The sequence below is a fragment of the Vibrio sp. 947 genome, assembly GCF_033339115.1.
Taxonomy (GTDB): Bacteria; Pseudomonadota; Gammaproteobacteria; order Enterobacterales; family Vibrionaceae; genus Vibrio; species Vibrio alginolyticus.
Genome location: NZ_JAWOTX010000004.1, coordinates 83257 through 99799, shown reverse-complemented (window position 1 = coordinate 99799; position 16543 = coordinate 83257). Strand labels below are relative to the sequence as shown.

The following is a 16543-nucleotide window of genomic DNA, read 5'->3' as shown; positions in this document are numbered from 1 at the left end:
TAAAACTAATTCCATTATCATAAAGGAAATCGTTGCATCCGGCACTATAAGACCGCCGTCGTCGATAAAAATTCATTGATAGAGAACACATAATGCATATTTTTGGCAAAATTCTGGGTGCCTTTTTTGGCTTGTTACTTGGCGGGCCGCTAGGTTTACTCTTTGGCTTATTTATTGGCCATCAATTCGATAAAGCACGTCGCTTGAGTCAAGCCGGGTTCTCTACTGGCGGCTTTGGAAAAGGGCCAAGTCAAGCTCAGCGCCAAGAAGAGTTTTTTAAAGCGGCGTTTGCGGTAATGGGACATGTGGCAAAAGCGAAAGGCCAAGTCACCAAAGAGGAAATCCAACTGGCTTCAGCCATGATGGACCGCATGAATTTGCATGGCGAACAGCGTCGCGCAGCGCAAGACGCGTTTCGTGAAGGTAAAGACAGCGACTTTCCGTTAGAAGATGTTCTTGTTCGTGTGAAAATTTCGACAGCTGGTCGCTTTGACTTGTTGCAATTTTTCTTAGAGCTGCAAATCTCGGCGGCCTTTGCAGATGGCTCGATCCACCCGAGTGAACGAAATGTACTACACAAGATTGCACGTGGTTTGGGTTTCTCTTCTGAGCAATTAGAGCGTCGTTTGCAAATGCAAGAAGCCGCATTTCGTTTCCAAAGCCAGGGCGGTTTTCATGGTCAGCATCAAGGCCAATCTTCAGGTGGTAGCTGGCAACAAGCTTCACAAGCGGATCAGTTGGCCGACGCGTACAAAATTCTGGATGTGTCTTCAGATGCAGACAGTAAAACCGTTAAGCGTGCTTATCGTAAACTGATGAACGAGCATCACCCGGACAAATTGATGGCTAAAGGCTTACCACCAGAGATGATGAACGTCGCGAAAGAGAAATCTCAAGAGATTCAAAACGCTTACGATCTTATTAAGAAGGTTAAAGGCTTTAAGTAGTCGGACGTTTTCTATCAAACATTTGGATGTAAAAAAGGGCACTCAGTGCCCTTTTTTTTCATGTCTTAGTCTTTGAGTTGCCGGTGTCTTTAGCTTTTGGCCTATTATGTCCCTAATGCTAATTGACCTCACATCCCCCAGTTTAGTTGGCTTGATTCAAGTCCCAATCGTATTCGTATTTCACTTTGCCAGAGAAGTTTTTGTATTGCGGTGCGTACTTTGCGATGTGTTTGAAGATTTGTTTTTCTCCACCAAAGTCCGTTGCAAACCAATCATAAATAGAAGACAGCTGTGCCGTGTTACCTTGGATAGATACGCCTTTGCTGCTGTTGATAAATGTTTTGGCGGCACTATCCAGTAGAGCTTGCGTGTTGTCAGCAGTGAATGCTTGAGATTGCAGATTAGGGCATCCTAGGCTGGCACAGTTAACCGCGTAATGCGTTCTTGGGTCATTCCAAATTGGACGCAAAATTCGATGTTCAATATCGTTTAAAGTTAGATCCTTCCCATTGACCACGACCACATCGTCTCCCCAAGGACCAAAGCTAAATAAACCACCTAGCTTGGTGATTGATTCGACTGGATAGTTATCCAAAATAAGATCTACCGTGATGGCGTTGTAAAGGTTTACCCAATAGGCATATTGCTCTGCTTGGTTGTATTGTAGAGGGTCTAGTTTTGCCAAACGCTGGATGTATTGTTTCAGCTTAGTTTTATCGACAGAGGAGACTTGGCTATAACGAAACAAGGTATTCTCGCCTTGTTCAACTAAATAAGTATCGAGCAGTTGTTGCCATTCTTGATGAGAAATTTGGGTTTGGTTGGCTTGATTCGATTGTTTCCAATATGGCCATAAGTCGGATTTAGGCGCGGACAATGTCGAGAAAGAAACCAGAGCACACAACAGCAATAACAGACGCTTCATAGAGATACCTTTGAATGAGATATTGTTGATAGTGTAGACCAGTTTAGTGCTTGTTTTCTTTCAGTAATCAGTGGCCTTTATTCGCTGTCATTCCGAGGAGCATAAGCGATATCAGGAATCTAATACCCACAAACTCTTGAGTAAAGACAGTATGAATCTGTACAGTGCGCTCTGGTAGTCGATCCTGAATCACGCTCCTTCGTCGCTGTTCAGGATGACGAATTTCAACAGAGGCGTTCGGTATTCTGTAAGCAAAGCGATATGAGATCAGTCACCCAAAACAAATCAAGGGCCGACAATTGCCAGCCCTTGATTTGTGTATTTACTAACGCGTCTTAACGCAAGAAGCTTGGAATATTCGCTTCGTACTCAGCAATCTTATCTTCGTGTTGAAGGGTTAGGCCAATGTTGTCCAAACCGTTTAGCAAGCAATGACGACGGAACGAATCGATTTCAAAACCATATTCTTTGCCGTTGGCACGAACGACATTCGCTTCTAGGTCGACCTCGACTTCTGCACCTTCATTTGCCTCAACAAACTGGAAGATTTCATCCACTTCTTGTTCAGTCAAACGAACTGGCACCATTTGGTTGTTGATCGAGTTGCCGTAAAAAATATCGGCAAAGCTTGGTGCGATCATCGCTTTGATGCCGTAATCCGCTAGTGCCCACGGTGCGTGCTCACGAGATGAGCCACAGCCGAAGTTCTCACGAGCCAGCAAGATAGACGCGCCTTGGTAGCGAGGTGCGTTCATCACGAACTCTGGATTTGGCTGTTCGCCAGCATCGTCTAGGAAGCGCCAGTCATGGAATAGGTGCTTACCAAACCCTAGGCGGGAGACCTTTTGTAGGAACTGCTTTGGAATGATGGCATCAGTATCAACGTTCGCTGCATCTAGAGGAACAACTAAGCCTGTGTGTTGTTTAAAGCCTGACATTGGTTTGCTCCTTAGTCTAGTTCACGAATATCTACAAAGTGACCAGCAATTGCTGCTGCCGCTGCCATCGCAGGGCTCACTAGGTGGGTACGGCCATCACGACCTTGGCGGCCTTCAAAGTTACGGTTTGAAGTAGACGCACAACGTTCATGTGGACCCAAACGGTCATTGTTCATTGCTAGACACATCGAGCAACCTGGTAGGCGCCACTCAAAGCCCGCTTCTTTAAAGATAACGTCCAAGCCTTCCGCTTCTGCTTGCGCTTTTACTTGCTCAGAGCCAGGAACGATTAGCGCTTGAACGTGAGGCGCGACTTTGCGACCTTTCGCTACTTCAGCGGCTGCGCGCATGTCTTCGATACGTGAGTTAGTACAAGAACCAACGAAGACTTTATCGACGTTGTAATCAGACAATGACTTGCCTGCCTCTAGGCCCATGTAAGCCAATGCTTTTTCTGCCGATGCTTTTTCTACTGGGTCGGCAAAGCTTTCTGGTGCTGGGATAGGTTGATCTACCGCGATAACTTGGCCTGGGTTAGTTCCCCAAGTGACTTGTGGTCTGATATCCGCTGCGTTTAGTGTCACGACTGCATCAAACTGAGCATCATCGTCAGTTTTTAATGTCTTCCAGTATTCTACTGCTGCATCAAAGTCGGCACCTTGAGGTGAGAATTTACGGCCTTTGATGTATTCGAACGTGGTTTCATCTGGCGCAATCAAACCGGCTTTCGCACCTAGCTCTATCGCCATGTTACATACGGTCATGCGGCCTTCCATTGAAAGGTCAGTGATCGCTTCACCACAGAATTCAACTACGTAGCCTGTACCGCCTGCTGCTGTCGTTTCACCGATGATGGCTAGCACAATGTCTTTCGCAGTAATGCCCGGAGCCACTTTGCCTTTTACTTCGATCTTCATCGTTTTGGCGCGCGCTTGTTTTAGCGTTTGAGTTGCTAATACGTGCTCAACTTCTGATGTACCAATACCAAAAGCGAGAGAGCCGAATGCACCGTGTGTAGCCGTGTGCGAGTCACCACAAACAATGGTCATGCCCGGTAGGGTAATACCAAGCTCTGGGCCCATAACATGCACAATACCTTGGTATTTATGGTTGATGTCGTAAAGCGTAACGCCAAACTCTTCACAGTTTTTCGATAGCGTTTCCATCTGGATACGAGCCATCTCACCCGATGCGTTGATGTCTTTGGTGGTTGTCGAAACGTTGTGGTCCATGGTGGCAAAAGTTTTGCTGACCTGACGCACTTTACGACCTTTTTCACGCAAGCCGTCAAATGCTTGCGGAGACGTCACTTCGTGTACCAAGTGACGGTCGATGTACAAGATTGGGTTTTCCCCTTCTGCTGCGACGGCAACGTGTGCGTCGTAGACTTTTTCGTATAATGTTTTGCCCATTGTTTGCTTCCTTTCCTCATCGCCGTTGCCGCAATAACTGCGTTAGCGACACCCGTTTATCCAGTTATTTAGCTTATTTAGCGAACTAAACGCCTTAATATAAATGGGCTTGCTGCCTTGCTATTGCACCAATGACTTAGAGGAAAGCCATTGGTTGACCGAGGATTTAGTATTTATTATGAATCTGTTTTGTATTAAGAGTTTAAGACGTACTCAGCGATCTTATCGCCCATCTCAGACGTCGAAAGTGCTGGGTTGTCACCAGCAAGGTCACCCGTTAGTTCCCCCGCTGATAGCGCTTTTGAAACTGCCGTTTCGATGTCTTGTGCCGCCGTTTCCTCACCTAGGCTATAACGTAGCATCAGTGCCGCAGACAGGATTTGTGCCACAGGGTTAGCGATGTTCTTACCTGCGATATCTGGTGCACTGCCACCTGCTGGCTCGTACAGACCGAATTTGCTTTCGTTTAGACTTGCTGATGGCAACATACCCATAGAGCCTGTGATCATCGCACATTCATCAGAAATGATGTCGCCGAAGATGTTTGAACACAGCATTACGTCGAACTGAGCAGGGTCTTTGATAAGCTGCATAGTCGCGTTATCAATGTACATGTGTGACAACTCGACATCTGGGTAGTCTTTTGCGATTTCTTCGACTACTTCACGCCATAAGATAGAGCTTTGTAGAACGTTCGCTTTGTCGATAGAGCACACTTTCTTGCGACGTAGACGAGCAGAGTCAAAAGCGATTTTTGCAATACGTTCGATCTCAAAGCGGTGGTACACCTCAGTATCAAATGCTTTTTCTGTTGCGCCTTCACCTTCACGACCTTTCGGTTGGCCGAAGTAGATACCACCCGTCAGTTCACGGACTACCACGATGTCAAAGCCGCGACCCGAGATGTCTGCACGTAGCGGTGAGAAAGCTTCAAGACCTGAGTGAATTTGCGCTGGACGTAAGTTACAGAACAGTTGGAAGTGTTTGCGTAGTGGAAGTAGGGCACCACGTTCAGGTTGGTCGTTTGGTGGTAAGTGCTCCCACTTAGGGCCGCCAACCGAGCCGAATAGGACTGCATCAGACTCTTCACATGCTTTTATTGTGCTCTCTGGAAGTGGGCAACCGTGGTTGTCGATCGCGATACCACCGACATCATGCTCGTCACGCTCAAACGCAATACCATGTTTCTTTTCGATTGCATCCAATACTTTATGTGCCTGCGCCATTACTTCCGGGCCAATGCCGTCACCGGGTAGGACGGCAATTTTGTACGATTTGTCTGTCATGTTAATCCTTTAAGTTTTCTAATTTTGAGCTTAATTATTTCAACGAGCGTGTTCTTTCCTGAGCCGTGTAGCCCGGTTGTTATTACACAGTCGCAATCTTTTTCTGCTTCATTTCTTCGATTTTATCTGCACGATGAATGCTGTTAATAACGTGCAATAATGCTTGGCCGGAAGCCTCGACGATGTCGGTGGAAACACCCGTACCGTGGTATTTGCGACCTTTGTAGTTGGCAATGATGTCTGCTTGACCCAAACCATCTTCACCTTCACCTTTCGCGGTTAGGTCGAATTTATCCAGAACGATGTCGTAGCCTGTCACGCGGTAGATACATTGGTATAGCGCATCAACTGGGCCATTACCGACCGCTGCTTCACACATTTCTTCATCACCGCATTGCATTTTGATGCTGGTGGTAGCCATTACGCTGCCAGACTGCACGCTTAGGTAGCTCAATTTGTAGAAGTCATCTTCTTCACGCAAGTTCGAGAAGTGCATTAGGGCTTCTAGGTCGTAATCGAACACTTGGCCTTTGCGATCAGCAAGTTTCAAGAAATCCGCATACAGCGCGTCTAGGTTGTACTCGTCTTCGTTGTAACCCATGGTGTCCATATGGCTCTTCACGGCAGCGCGACCGCTGCGGCTGGTTAGGTTCAGAGCTTGGTTTTTTAGGCCAATAGACTCAGGGGTCATGATTTCGTAGGTATTCTTATTCTTCAACATGCCATCTTGGTGGATGCCTGAAGAGTGGCTAAACGCATTTGCACCCACAATTGCTTTGTTGCTTTGAATAGGCATATTGCATAGCTGGCTAACCAACTTACTGGTGCGGTGAATTTCATCATGCTTAATGCCAGTGTGAACGCCCAAAAACTCTTGACGAGTCTTGATGATCATTGCGATCTCTTCAAGTGAACAGTTACCCGCTCGCTCTCCAATGCCATTGATCGTGCCTTCTATCTGACGTGCGCCAGCTTGAACGGCGGCAATAGAGTTGGCAACTGACATCCCCAAATCGTCGTGACAGTGAACGGAGATGATCGCTTTATCAATGTTCGGAACGCGGTTAAATAGAGTTTCAATAATCCCACCAAACTCACTTGGTACGGTGTAGCCAACGGTATCTGGAATGTTGATTGTACTCGCACCTGCATTGATGGCGGCTTCTACCATGCGACATAGGTTGTCGATTGGAGTACGACCAGCATCTTCACAAGAAAACTCGACATCATCAGTGTAGTTACGTGCATGTTTAACGGCGTTGACTGCCATTTCTAGTACATCGTCGTAGCTGCGGCGTAGTTTGTCTTCTACGTGAATGGTGGAAGTGGCTAAAAACGTGTGGATACGGAATTGGTCGGCCACTTTTAAGGCTTCAGCGGCAGCATCAATGTCTTTCGCAACGGCACGCGAAAGGGCACAAACTCGACTGTTTTTTATGTTTTTTGCGATGGTTTGTACAGACTCGAAATCACCTGGTGAAGAGATTGGGAAGCCAGCTTCGATAACATCAACGCCGAGTCTTTCCAGCGCATAGGCAATCTGCAGTTTTTCTTTAACCGTCAAGCTTGCTGACAACGCTTGCTCGCCATCACGCAATGTGGTGTCGAATATAATGACCTGATCGTTCATGTTTGCTTCCTTCCTGATTTCTGCACTTTCGCGCAAGTGAATCGTTTACTTCCAGTATTTAGATATAAAAAAACCCGCATTCTCATGCGGGTTCTTAGAAATTGGTGTGGTTATTTTTCTTCCACAGCCTACCCGCGCGAACTGGTCACGATCAGGAGGAGGCTAAGCAGGATAGAAAAATGAGCTGACATAGTTGTTAAGCTTTCCACATAATTAAGTTAACAAATTAGTACCGCACTCCATGAAGCGCGTCAACCCTAAAGTCGATTTTTTATTCATATCGGATGAGTCTTTTCGTTTGCTTGAAAAAAATGATGCACTAAGTGAAACGACATGATGCGATAGAAACGTGCTAGAAGAAGTAAGTTCTCATCAAGTTTGCGACGTTTCATTACCAAAACAAGCATCGGGATTGCGACTTGTCACACAAAGGTCCGAATTGTTTGGCAAAAGTTTTGAATGACCATTTATAGTAGTGCAGTTGCACTAGGTAAAAGAAATATAAGGGTTAGGGAAAGAATGAGGTTAACAAAACAATTTGGACGTTCAGCCATAGTATTTACTCTGGTCAGCTTGTCGGGTTGTCAGCTGTTTCAATCGCAGATCTATGTGGAAGTGGCTTCCCCCGTTGTTATGAATGATCACTCACAGAGCGTCATGGTCATCAATGATCAAATGGATCGATTTTTGAGTTATGAAGGACGCGAATCGTTCTTGAATCAGATGCTTGTTGCCCTTGAGTCTGACAGCCGAAATAAGTTTAAAGGTAAAGATCCGGAAACGTATTCTTGGTGGAAGATCCGTGTTCAACCTAGTGAGAAACAGCAAGCGGAAGTTTTCCGACCAACCACTGAAGGTGTCGATACCTCAAACCCAGTAGAGTTTATGGATGTCTCTTACCGCTCTAAGACCACATTAAACCTACGCTCCAAACCGAGTCTTGAAGGGGCAAAGCTTGGCGTATTATCGAAAGGGGAAGTCTTTAATGTGCTAGCAAAAGTGGTTGATCAACCTTGGTTTCTCGTTGAACAGAAAGGAGTGATAAAAGGTTATGTCCATAAGGATTATGCGCGCAGCAATGTGATAAATCGTGACATTTTATCTACTCAGCCTAACCCTCTACTAGAGCCTAACTCGAGTAAAACGGAGCAAACGAGTATAGAGCATGAACTGTCGGGAAACTATACTTGCCGCTCACTGAGCTATGAGCTTACAAAAGATGGCGACATGACGACGGGCTCTTTGCGCGCCTGCCGCAAGAAGAGAAAAGTCTGGTATATAGACACCCCTCAACCGCAACCATCAAACCCTTCTTAATGTTCTATTTTTATGGTTATGCCCAATAGATAAATTGTTGGGCACACCTTAATTTGGCCTTTGTCATTAATTGTCCAAACTCCCGTCATTCTGTTGTCACCTAAACCTCCTACTTTTCACACAAAGGCGTTGTCAAAGTAAGGAAAGGTCACATGCGAACCATAGAGACAATTACACAGCCAATTGCAACCATTGCTAAGTTTGATTTAGCGCTCTCTAGTGTTTGTCTTAAGCACCGTTTTAATCAACAAGTCGCCAATATCAGCAAAGGAGTCTCCCACAGTGGTGACGGGCACCTTTACTTGGTGTTGGGTTTATTAGCTTGGTATTTAGATAAGGAGCAAGGAGTCTGGTTTTTACTGGCGGGTTTACTTGCTTTTGCTATCGAGCTACCAATTTATTGGACGCTGAAAAATAGTTTTAAGCGTCGTCGCCCTGAAGAGCTTAGTGCACTCCTTCCTGCTTTTATTACCCCCTCTGATCGCTATAGTCTTCCTTCAGGACACACTGCCGCTGCGTTTGTCATGGCGACGCTGATTGACCATTTCTATCCGAGCCTAGGCGTTGCTGCATTCTTTTGGGCAAGTTTAATCGGAACCGCGCGAATCTTATTGGGTGTGCACTTTTTTACCGATGTCATCATTGGTGCACTGCTTGGCAGTCTTTGTGGTGGATTAGCGATTGCGATGTTGGGAGGCTAATTGATGAAAATCTTGTACGGTGTTCAAGGGACAGGAAACGGACATATTGCACGCGCAAGGGCGATGAGTCATGCGTTTAAAGAGCACGATGTTGAGGTCGACTTTTTGTTTTCTGGGCGAGCGCCGGAAAAATATTTTTCAATGGAAGCATTTGGCGATTACCAGACTCGCCGAGGCTTCACCTTTATTACCGAAAAAGGCTCTGTAAACTACGCGAAAACAGCATTGAATAACAATTTGGTGCAGTTTTTCAAAGAAGTTAAGCAACTCGATCTGTCGTCCTACGATCTTATCATTAATGATTTTGAACCTGTGACAGCGTGGGCAGCGAGACAACAAAATAAACCTTCTATTGGTATCAGCCACCAAAATGCTTTCCGTTATCCGGTGCCACTAAAGGGAGCAAGTTGGTTAGATAAATCCGTCATTGAATACTTTGCGCCTTCTCAACACCACCTTGGTTTGCATTGGCATCATTTTGATCAACCTTTGTTACCACCGATAGTGCATACCGTCGATAGCCAAGCAGAAAACGACGACTTCGTGTTGGTGTATCTACCGTTCGAATCGATTGAAGATATCTCGGACTTATTGTTCCACTTTAATCAACAAGCGTTTATCTGTTATCACCCGGATGTGATCGAATGTGAGCAGGTAGAAAACATAGAACTGCGCCCTTTATGCCACAGCAACTTCCAGCATCATTTGCATCGCTGTAGTGGTGTCATTGCTAATGGTGGGTTTGAGCTTCCTTCAGAAGCCTTGTCTTTGGGGAAAAAATTGTTACTAAAGCCACTCGCGGGTCAATTCGAGCAGCAGAGCAATGTTGCGACCTTAGAAGATTTAGGGCTTGCGATGTCGATGGAGAGCTTAGACATTTCCGCAGTACGCCAGTGGCTAAAGGAGCAACAAGCCGAAAGTGTGAAATACCCAGATGTTGCTCAGGCTATTGTTCATTGGGTACTGCAAGGTGCATGGGATTCAAAAGCAGAGTTATCCAGACAACTGTGGGAGCAGGTTGATTTTCCAAGTTACGTGTCGAACATTTAAGTACGTTGTTCTAAGTACATTGTTCCTTCCATTTTTGACACGATTTTGTTGCAGCCTTTCTGTTTGGAAGGCTGCATTTTTATTCTTCCTCTCTCATTTCTATTCAGTGTGTATTTGCTGATAATTTGACTGATAAGTGCAAAATTCAATCAGAGATATAGCTGTCATCTGTTGTTCTTATTTCAACTAATAACTGAGCTAAATGCATACTTGTGTTGACCGCCTGTCCTATCAATTTGCTAAATACGTCCTCAAAGAATGCATTTTTACGTGTTTTATAGTTTTTTATGTTTTTATCAAGCCTTTGTTATTTAACAAATAAATACCTAATTGGCTAAAATTTACTGATTAAATATCAATCTAGTTGCGAAACCGCAATCGATTAGTTGATAGTACAGTTCGAGCCGGAAGTATCCGGACGATAAATATAATAAAAAGTTAGGTTATCTATTCGTAAAATGATTCGAATCCAGCCGCCGTCTTTTGTGCGAGATGGGATTCTATTCGTTATGAATTTAATGAACAAAGTTGACGATTACAAAAGAGGCGCACTCAATGTTAGAGAAGAAAGACGCGATGAGCGCAATTGCTAGCTACCGTATGGAAAGCACTTTGCGTGGTGTAGATTTAAACCTACTGACTGTATTTGATGCTGTAATGCAAGAGCAAAATATTACTCGTGCAGCACATAACCTAGGCATGTCTCAGCCGGCGGTAAGTAACGCCGTGGCACGCTTAAAAGTGATGTTTAACGACGAGCTATTCATGCGCCAAGGCCGTGGTATTCAGCCTACGCAACGAGCACGTCAACTGTTTGGCCCTATTCGCCAAGCACTACAGCTGATTCGCAATGAACTTCCTAGCTCTGTATTCCAACCAGAATCTTCGACTCGCTTATTCAAGCTTGCGATTTGCAGCCCTTGTGACATGCGTTTTGCTCCGAAGATCATGGCAAAAGTGAATCAACAAGCACCAAACGTTCAGCTTCACCTAGATGCAGAATTTGACCGTTTGTTGTCTGAGCGTATGCGCTACCAAGAAATTGATTTCGTGATCGACTACGCTCGTTTTGATGAGCAAGGTTTCTCAAGCACTGAAATCTTCAAAGATGAATTAGTGGTTATCGCATCAAAAACACACCCACGCATTCAAGGTGGTGTGACGGCTGAGCAACTGCTTAACGAAAAGCATGCGAAGTTATCGAAAGTGCATGGCCAACGTAGTTTCTCAGAGCAAGCGTACCGTGAACTGGATTGCCAAGCGGCGTATGAAGGTTCTAGTTTAAGCAACCTACTATACGTGGTGGGTCAATCTGAGCTTGTGACTATTGCACCACGTTGGATGGCGGAAAATGCGGTAAACAGCGATCAACTGCAAATTCTTGATTTTCCATTTGCGAACAAAGAAATCAGCGGTTTCTTAAGCTGGCATGAATCAAGTGAAAAAGATAAAGGCCACATTTGGCTACGCGATCAACTGATGATCACTTGTGGTGAAGTCGTTGCCGCAAAATAAGATGACGTTTGGTCTTCTCGATTAGACCATATTGGTAATCATCAATTTTTACAATTCATTGGTCCCCGAGCGATTTTTGTCTCTCGGGGCTTTTTGTTTTCGTAATCAACAATCGAAACAGTAAGTTAAATAGAGTAATCATTCAGCAATTTGAGGTACGTTCGCGACGTATAAGTGATAGTTGTCTCTTATTAGTGATAAGTTTGATACTGGTCAGTTGCGTTTTAGCAAGCCGTGAGTACACTTGTTCGCTCAATTAGCTTACGCCTGTAAGCCAAAAGGTAAGTAAAAGAATGGCCAAGTTAGATTTTCATATCGTTAAACGTATTCGTGAACAAATTGCGAACGGTGGTACACGCGTTGCACTCAAGCATAAAGTGGGTGAGGAGTGGCAAGGTATTACGTGGACGCAATTTGGTCAGCAAGTTGATGCTTTATCACTTGCACTTTTGGCTCAGGGATTAGGAGTCCAAGATAAGATCGGCATTTTCTCGAACAACATGCCGCAATGGACGATCGCTGATATCGCAGCACTGCAATTACGCAGCGTGACAGTACCTATTTACCCAACCAATACTGCCGCCCAGTCGGCGTACATCATTAACAATGCAGACGTCAAAGTTCTGTTTGTTGGTGAACAGCCTCAATTTGATGCAGCAGTGAGCATTTTCGACCAGTGCGAACAGTTAGAGCTCATTGTTGCGATGTCTGATGATATAGAACTTGGCGATCATGATTTCGTTATCTCTTGGCAAGCATTTGTTGCCAAAGGCGACACTACATATCAAGTTGAATTGGATGCGCGTTTAGATCAGGCAAAAGAAGATGATCTACTCACGCTCATCTACACCTCGGGTACAACAGGCCAGCCAAAAGGCGTTATGTTGGACTACGCAAACATTGCGGCGCAATTGGAAGGGCACGATCAGCGCTTGAGCCTTTCTCAAAGTGACGTGTCATTATGTTTCCTTCCGTTGTCACACGTATTTGAGCGCGCTTGGACCTTTTATGTATTGTACAAAGGGGCGACCAACTGCTATTTGCAAGACACCATGCAAGTACGTGATGCACTGAGCCAGGTGCGACCTACCGTGATGTGTGCCGTACCGCGTTTCTATGAGAAGATCTTCTCTGCGATTCACGAGAAAGTGTCTCGCGCGCCGATTCACCGTAAGATCATGTTTACTTGGGCAGTCAACATGGGCGCAAAAATGGCCGCTTGTCATCAAGAAAAACGTCAGCCATCGCTCTTGCTGCGTAAGTCATACGCTTTGGCGGATAAGTTGGTTCTGAGCAAACTGCGTGCGCTACTTGGCGGGCAAATCAACTTTATGCCTTGTGGCGGTGCAAAGTTGGATGAAACCATCGGTCGATTCTTCCATGCGATTGGTATCAACGTTAAGTTGGGCTACGGCATGACTGAAACCACGGCGACAGTATCGTGTTGGGATGATAAATGTTTTAACCCCGACTCTATTGGTATGTCGATGCCTGGCGCACAGGTTAAGATCGGCGAAAACAACGAGATTCTGGTTCGTGGTCCAATGGTGATGCGTGGCTATTACAAAATGCCAGAAGAGACGGAAAAGACCTTTGATGAGCACGGTTTCCTAAAAACGGGCGACGCTGGTTACATTGATGAAAATGGCAACTTGTTCATCACCGATCGTATCAAAGAGTTGATGAAAACTTCAGGTGGTAAATACATCGCTCCACAAATGATTGAAGGTGCGATTGGTAAAGACCACTTCATCGAGCAAATCGCAGTCATTGCGGATACTCGTAAGTTTGTTTCTGCGCTTATCGTGCCTTGTTATGACTCGCTAGAAGAGTACGCGAAAGAGCTGAATATCAAATATCACGATCGCGTTGAGTTGATTAAGCACCACCAGGTGGTCGAAATGCTTGAGAAGCGTGTGAACGATCTTCAAAAAGAGTTGGCAAAGTTTGAACAAGTGAAGAAGTTTAAACTGTTACCAAGAGCTTTCTCTATGGATGATGGTGAGTTAACGCCAACTCAAAAACTTCGTCGTAAAGTCATCAATGACAAATACCAAGATGAAATTGAAGAAATGTATAAGGAAAAGTCGGATAAAAAGTAACTTAAGCTGACTTAGATTTTATATTGATGAAAAAATCCCCAGTGATGTGATCGCGCATTGCTGGGGGTTTTTGTTTGTATTGATTTTTTCTGTTCTGCTCGTCAAATAACGCTATTTCGCCCTCTGTAGCTAAAAGCTTATGAAATAATGTTCTTTTTTTGAGCGTTAAGTTTCTAGGTTGTACTGTGAAATAGGAGATGTGTGGCTGCTATTCCTACTAACATTCTAATTACTAGTATCTTGTTTAAAAAGTAGACCAATCTCTCATTAGACCCTTTGATAATAAAACGTTACATTTGTTGGGTAACCTTGCGGGATGTTATGACGAACGCAAGACATAGCCGAAAACGTGGAAGTATTTCGATTAGGCTACGAATAAGACCTAGACTATGTAAAACCAGACCAATCCGTTGACCTTACGGTGAGGAAACTGGCTAAGGAGAGCAATTATGACAGCAATGTTGTCAGGCGCAGAGATGGTGGTTCAATCTCTGATAGAAGAGCACGTAGAGCAGATCTTTGGCTACCCAGGTGGCTCTGTTTTGGATATCTACGATGCACTGCATGCCAAAACCGATCAAATCAAACACGTACTTGTAAGGCATGAGCAAGCCGCCACTCATATGGCAGATGGTTACGCTCGAGCTACCGGTAAACCGGGTGTCGTACTTGTGTGCTCGGGGCCGGGCGCGACCAATACCATTACGGGTATTGCAACAGCGTATATGGACTCTATCCCAATGATCGTTATCTCGGGTAACGTACCGAATAGCCTAATTGGTAATGATGCTTTCCAAGAGTGTGACATCGTCGGTGTCTCCCGCCCAGTGGTCAAACACAGCTTTTTAGTAAAAAAAGCGGAAGATATTCCTGAAACAATCAAAAAAGCGTTTTATATCGCGACTACAGGTCGACCTGGTCCAGTTGTGATTGATTTGCCAAAAGATGTAATGAACCCGCAAATCAAACTGCCTTATCAATATCCAGAAACGCTTTCAATGCGCTCTTACAAGCCGACAACTTCGGGCCATAAAGGCCAGATTAAAAAAGCGCTTAAATCGCTATTAGAAGCGAAAAAACCAGTGCTTTATATCGGTGGTGGTGCGGTGATTTCTGGCGCCCATGAACATATTTTAGAGCTTTCCGACAAACTGAACCTACCAGTAGTGAGTACTTTGATGGGCTTGGGGGCATTCCCGGGTACACATAAAAACTCACTGGGCATGTTGGGTATGCACGGCACTTACGAAGCTAATATGGCAATGCATGAAGCGGATCTTATTTTTGGTATCGGTGTGCGTTTTGATGACCGTACAACCAACAACCTTGAAAAGTACTGCCCAAACGCAAAAGTGATGCATATTGACATCGATCCGTCATCGATCTCGAAAAACGTGAAAGTGGATTTGCCGATCGTAGGTTCTGCGGAAAAAGTGCTGACAACCATGCTTGGGCTGCTTGCAGAGCAAGGTAGTGGAAATGATCAAGATGCTATCACCGCATGGTGGGATGACATTCAAGTATGGCGTGACCGCAACTGCTTGTCTTATGAAACGTCTCCAGAACGAATCAAGCCACAGCAAGTAATTGAAACGCTGCACAAGCTAACTAATGGCGACGCATATGTGGCGTCTGATGTGGGCCAGCATCAGATGTTTGCGGCGCTGTACTACCCATTCAATAAGCCGCGCCGTTGGATAAACTCTGGTGGTCTTGGCACCATGGGATTTGGTCTTCCGGCTGGCATGGGCGTGAAGTTTGCCATGCCACAAGAAGAGGTCGTGGTTGTGACTGGTGACGGCAGTATTCAGATGAATATTCAAGAATTGTCGACAGCCATGCAATACGACATTCCAGTGAAGATCATCAACCTGAACAACCGATTCTTAGGCATGGTAAAACAGTGGCAAGACATTATTTATCAAGGCCGTCACTCTAATTCTTACATGAGTTCTGTTCCTGACTTTGCAGCGATTGCAGAAGCTTATGGTCACGTCGGTATTCGTATCGAAACGCCTGATCAGCTCGAAGAAGGGCTACAAAAAGCGTTGGATATGAAAGATCGTCTGGTGTTTGTGGACATCAACGTAGACGAAACCGAACACGTATACCCGATGCAAATCAAAGGTGAGGGTATGGATAAAATGTGGCTAAGCAAAACGGAGAGAACTTAATATGAGACACATTATTTCATTGCTATTGGAAAACCAACCGGGTGCGTTGTCTCGTGTTGTTGGTTTGTTCTCTCAACGTGGTTACAACATTGAATCTTTGACGGTATCACCGACTGATGATGAAACCCTGTCGCGAATGAACATTACCACGACATCTGATGAGATGCAGTTGGAACAAATTCAGAAGCAGTTACACAAATTGATCGATGTGCTGAAAGTGCAAGAAGTCACCGAGTATGAGCACATTGAGCGTGAACTGATGATGGTGAAAGTGAAAGCCAGTGGTTTTGCGCGAGCAGAAGTGAAGCGGACGGCAGACATCTTTCGTGGCCAGATCGTGGATGTCACGGCTTCCCAATACACCGTACAACTTGCGGGTACGAGTGAAAAGCTAGATGCCTTCATTCAAGCGATATCCGAAGTGACCGAAGTTGTCGAAGTTGCTCGTAGTGGTGTCGTTGGCATTGCGCGAGGAGAGCGAGCCCTCAAACCTTAACTCTCTGATTGCATATAGAAAAGCCACTTAATCTAAGTGGCTTTTTTGTT

At 45.1% G+C, this 16543-nt stretch carries 13 protein-coding genes; 8 read left to right on the top strand and 5 right to left on the bottom strand.

Annotated features, from left to right (window positions below; translation table 11 throughout):
- Window positions 1–92: 92 nt before the first annotated feature.
- Window positions 93–947 carry a co-chaperone DjlA gene (gene djlA / locus R7Q39_RS06460; protein WP_005383076.1) on the top strand — a complete coding sequence of 285 codons (855 nt, stop codon included), beginning with the start codon at window positions 93–95 and terminating at the stop codon, window positions 945–947.
- Window positions 948–1089: 142 nt separating this feature from the next.
- Here the strand turns inward: djlA and R7Q39_RS06455 are convergent, their stop codons facing one another.
- The 5 genes from R7Q39_RS06455 to leuA all read right to left on the bottom strand — a co-directional run bounded on the left by R7Q39_RS06455 (window position 1090) and on the right by leuA (window position 7138).
- Window positions 1090–1872 carry a DUF547 domain-containing protein gene (locus R7Q39_RS06455; RefSeq protein WP_005383074.1) on the bottom strand — a complete coding sequence of 261 codons (783 nt, stop codon included), beginning with the start codon at window positions 1870–1872 and terminating at the stop codon, window positions 1090–1092.
- A 335-nt stretch (window positions 1873–2207) separates the two neighbouring features.
- Complete coding sequence (leuD, locus tag R7Q39_RS06450) at window positions 2208–2810, bottom strand: 3-isopropylmalate dehydratase small subunit (RefSeq protein ID WP_005383071.1); 603 nt, start codon at window positions 2808–2810, stop codon at window positions 2208–2210.
- A gap of 11 nt (window positions 2811–2821) precedes the next feature.
- Window positions 2822–4222, bottom strand: a complete 1401-nt coding sequence (leuC, locus tag R7Q39_RS06445) for a 3-isopropylmalate dehydratase large subunit (RefSeq protein WP_005383069.1) — start codon at window positions 4220–4222, stop codon at window positions 2822–2824.
- Window positions 4223–4416: 194 nt separating this feature from the next.
- Window positions 4417–5508, bottom strand: coding sequence for a 3-isopropylmalate dehydrogenase (leuB, locus tag R7Q39_RS06440; protein WP_017820268.1), 1092 nt, complete (start codon window positions 5506–5508; stop codon window positions 4417–4419).
- An 82-nt stretch (window positions 5509–5590) separates the two neighbouring features.
- Entirely contained in the window at window positions 5591–7138 is a 1548-nt protein-coding gene (leuA, locus tag R7Q39_RS06435) for a 2-isopropylmalate synthase (RefSeq protein WP_005379685.1), read from the bottom strand.
- Window positions 7139–7657: 519 nt separating this feature from the next.
- On the opposite strand from leuA, the gene R7Q39_RS06430 reads away from it, so the two are divergent.
- The 7 genes from R7Q39_RS06430 to ilvN all read left to right on the top strand — a co-directional run bounded on the left by R7Q39_RS06430 (window position 7658) and on the right by ilvN (window position 16493).
- Complete coding sequence (locus R7Q39_RS06430; protein ID WP_318075937.1) at window positions 7658–8455, top strand: SH3 domain-containing protein; 798 nt, start codon at window positions 7658–7660, stop codon at window positions 8453–8455.
- Window positions 8456–8607: 152 nt separating this feature from the next.
- The gene (locus tag R7Q39_RS06425; protein WP_005379690.1) at window positions 8608–9156 is read left to right on the top strand and encodes a phosphatase PAP2 family protein; all 549 of its coding nucleotides are present in this window, start codon (window positions 8608–8610) and stop codon (window positions 9154–9156) included.
- A 3-nt stretch (window positions 9157–9159) separates the two neighbouring features.
- Entirely contained in the window at window positions 9160–10206 is a 1047-nt protein-coding gene (locus R7Q39_RS06420; RefSeq protein WP_005379691.1) for an MJ1255/VC2487 family glycosyltransferase, read from the top strand.
- 555 nt (window positions 10207–10761) lie between these two features.
- Window positions 10762–11721, top strand: coding sequence for a LysR family transcriptional regulator CalR (gene calR / locus R7Q39_RS06415; protein WP_005379693.1), 960 nt, complete (start codon window positions 10762–10764; stop codon window positions 11719–11721).
- Window positions 11722–12014: 293 nt separating this feature from the next.
- A complete protein-coding gene (locus R7Q39_RS06410) occupies window positions 12015–13823 on the top strand; it encodes an AMP-dependent synthetase/ligase (protein ID WP_033906039.1) in 1809 nt (602 codons plus the stop codon).
- A 449-nt stretch (window positions 13824–14272) separates the two neighbouring features.
- On the top strand, window positions 14273–15997 hold the full coding sequence (locus R7Q39_RS06405) for an acetolactate synthase 3 large subunit (protein ID WP_005379695.1): 1725 nt from the start codon (window positions 14273–14275) through the stop codon (window positions 15995–15997).
- A 1-nt stretch (window position 15998) separates the two neighbouring features.
- Window positions 15999–16493 carry an acetolactate synthase small subunit gene (gene ilvN, locus R7Q39_RS06400; protein WP_005379697.1) on the top strand — a complete coding sequence of 165 codons (495 nt, stop codon included), beginning with the start codon at window positions 15999–16001 and terminating at the stop codon, window positions 16491–16493.
- Window positions 16494–16543 lie beyond the last annotated feature (50 nt).

Coding starts and splice junctions, on each gene's coding strand:
- djlA (WP_005383076.1), top strand. CDS start 93: ATGCATATTTTTGGCAAAATTCTGGGTGCCTTTTTTGGCTTGTTACTT.
- R7Q39_RS06455 (WP_005383074.1), bottom strand. CDS start 1,872: ATGAAGCGTCTGTTATTGCTGTTGTGTGCTCTGGTTTCTTTCTCGACA.
- leuD (WP_005383071.1), bottom strand. CDS start 2,810: ATGTCAGGCTTTAAACAACACACAGGCTTAGTTGTTCCTCTAGATGCA.
- leuC (WP_005383069.1), bottom strand. CDS start 4,222: ATGGGCAAAACATTATACGAAAAAGTCTACGACGCACACGTTGCCGTC.
- leuB (WP_017820268.1), bottom strand. CDS start 5,508: ATGACAGACAAATCGTACAAAATTGCCGTCCTACCCGGTGACGGCATT.
- leuA (WP_005379685.1), bottom strand. CDS start 7,138: ATGAACGATCAGGTCATTATATTCGACACCACATTGCGTGATGGCGAG.
- R7Q39_RS06430 (WP_318075937.1), top strand. CDS start 7,658: ATGAGGTTAACAAAACAATTTGGACGTTCAGCCATAGTATTTACTCTG.
- R7Q39_RS06425 (WP_005379690.1), top strand. CDS start 8,608: ATGCGAACCATAGAGACAATTACACAGCCAATTGCAACCATTGCTAAG.
- R7Q39_RS06420 (WP_005379691.1), top strand. CDS start 9,160: ATGAAAATCTTGTACGGTGTTCAAGGGACAGGAAACGGACATATTGCA.
- calR (WP_005379693.1), top strand. CDS start 10,762: ATGTTAGAGAAGAAAGACGCGATGAGCGCAATTGCTAGCTACCGTATG.
- R7Q39_RS06410 (WP_033906039.1), top strand. CDS start 12,015: ATGGCCAAGTTAGATTTTCATATCGTTAAACGTATTCGTGAACAAATT.
- R7Q39_RS06405 (WP_005379695.1), top strand. CDS start 14,273: ATGACAGCAATGTTGTCAGGCGCAGAGATGGTGGTTCAATCTCTGATA.
- ilvN (WP_005379697.1), top strand. CDS start 15,999: ATGAGACACATTATTTCATTGCTATTGGAAAACCAACCGGGTGCGTTG.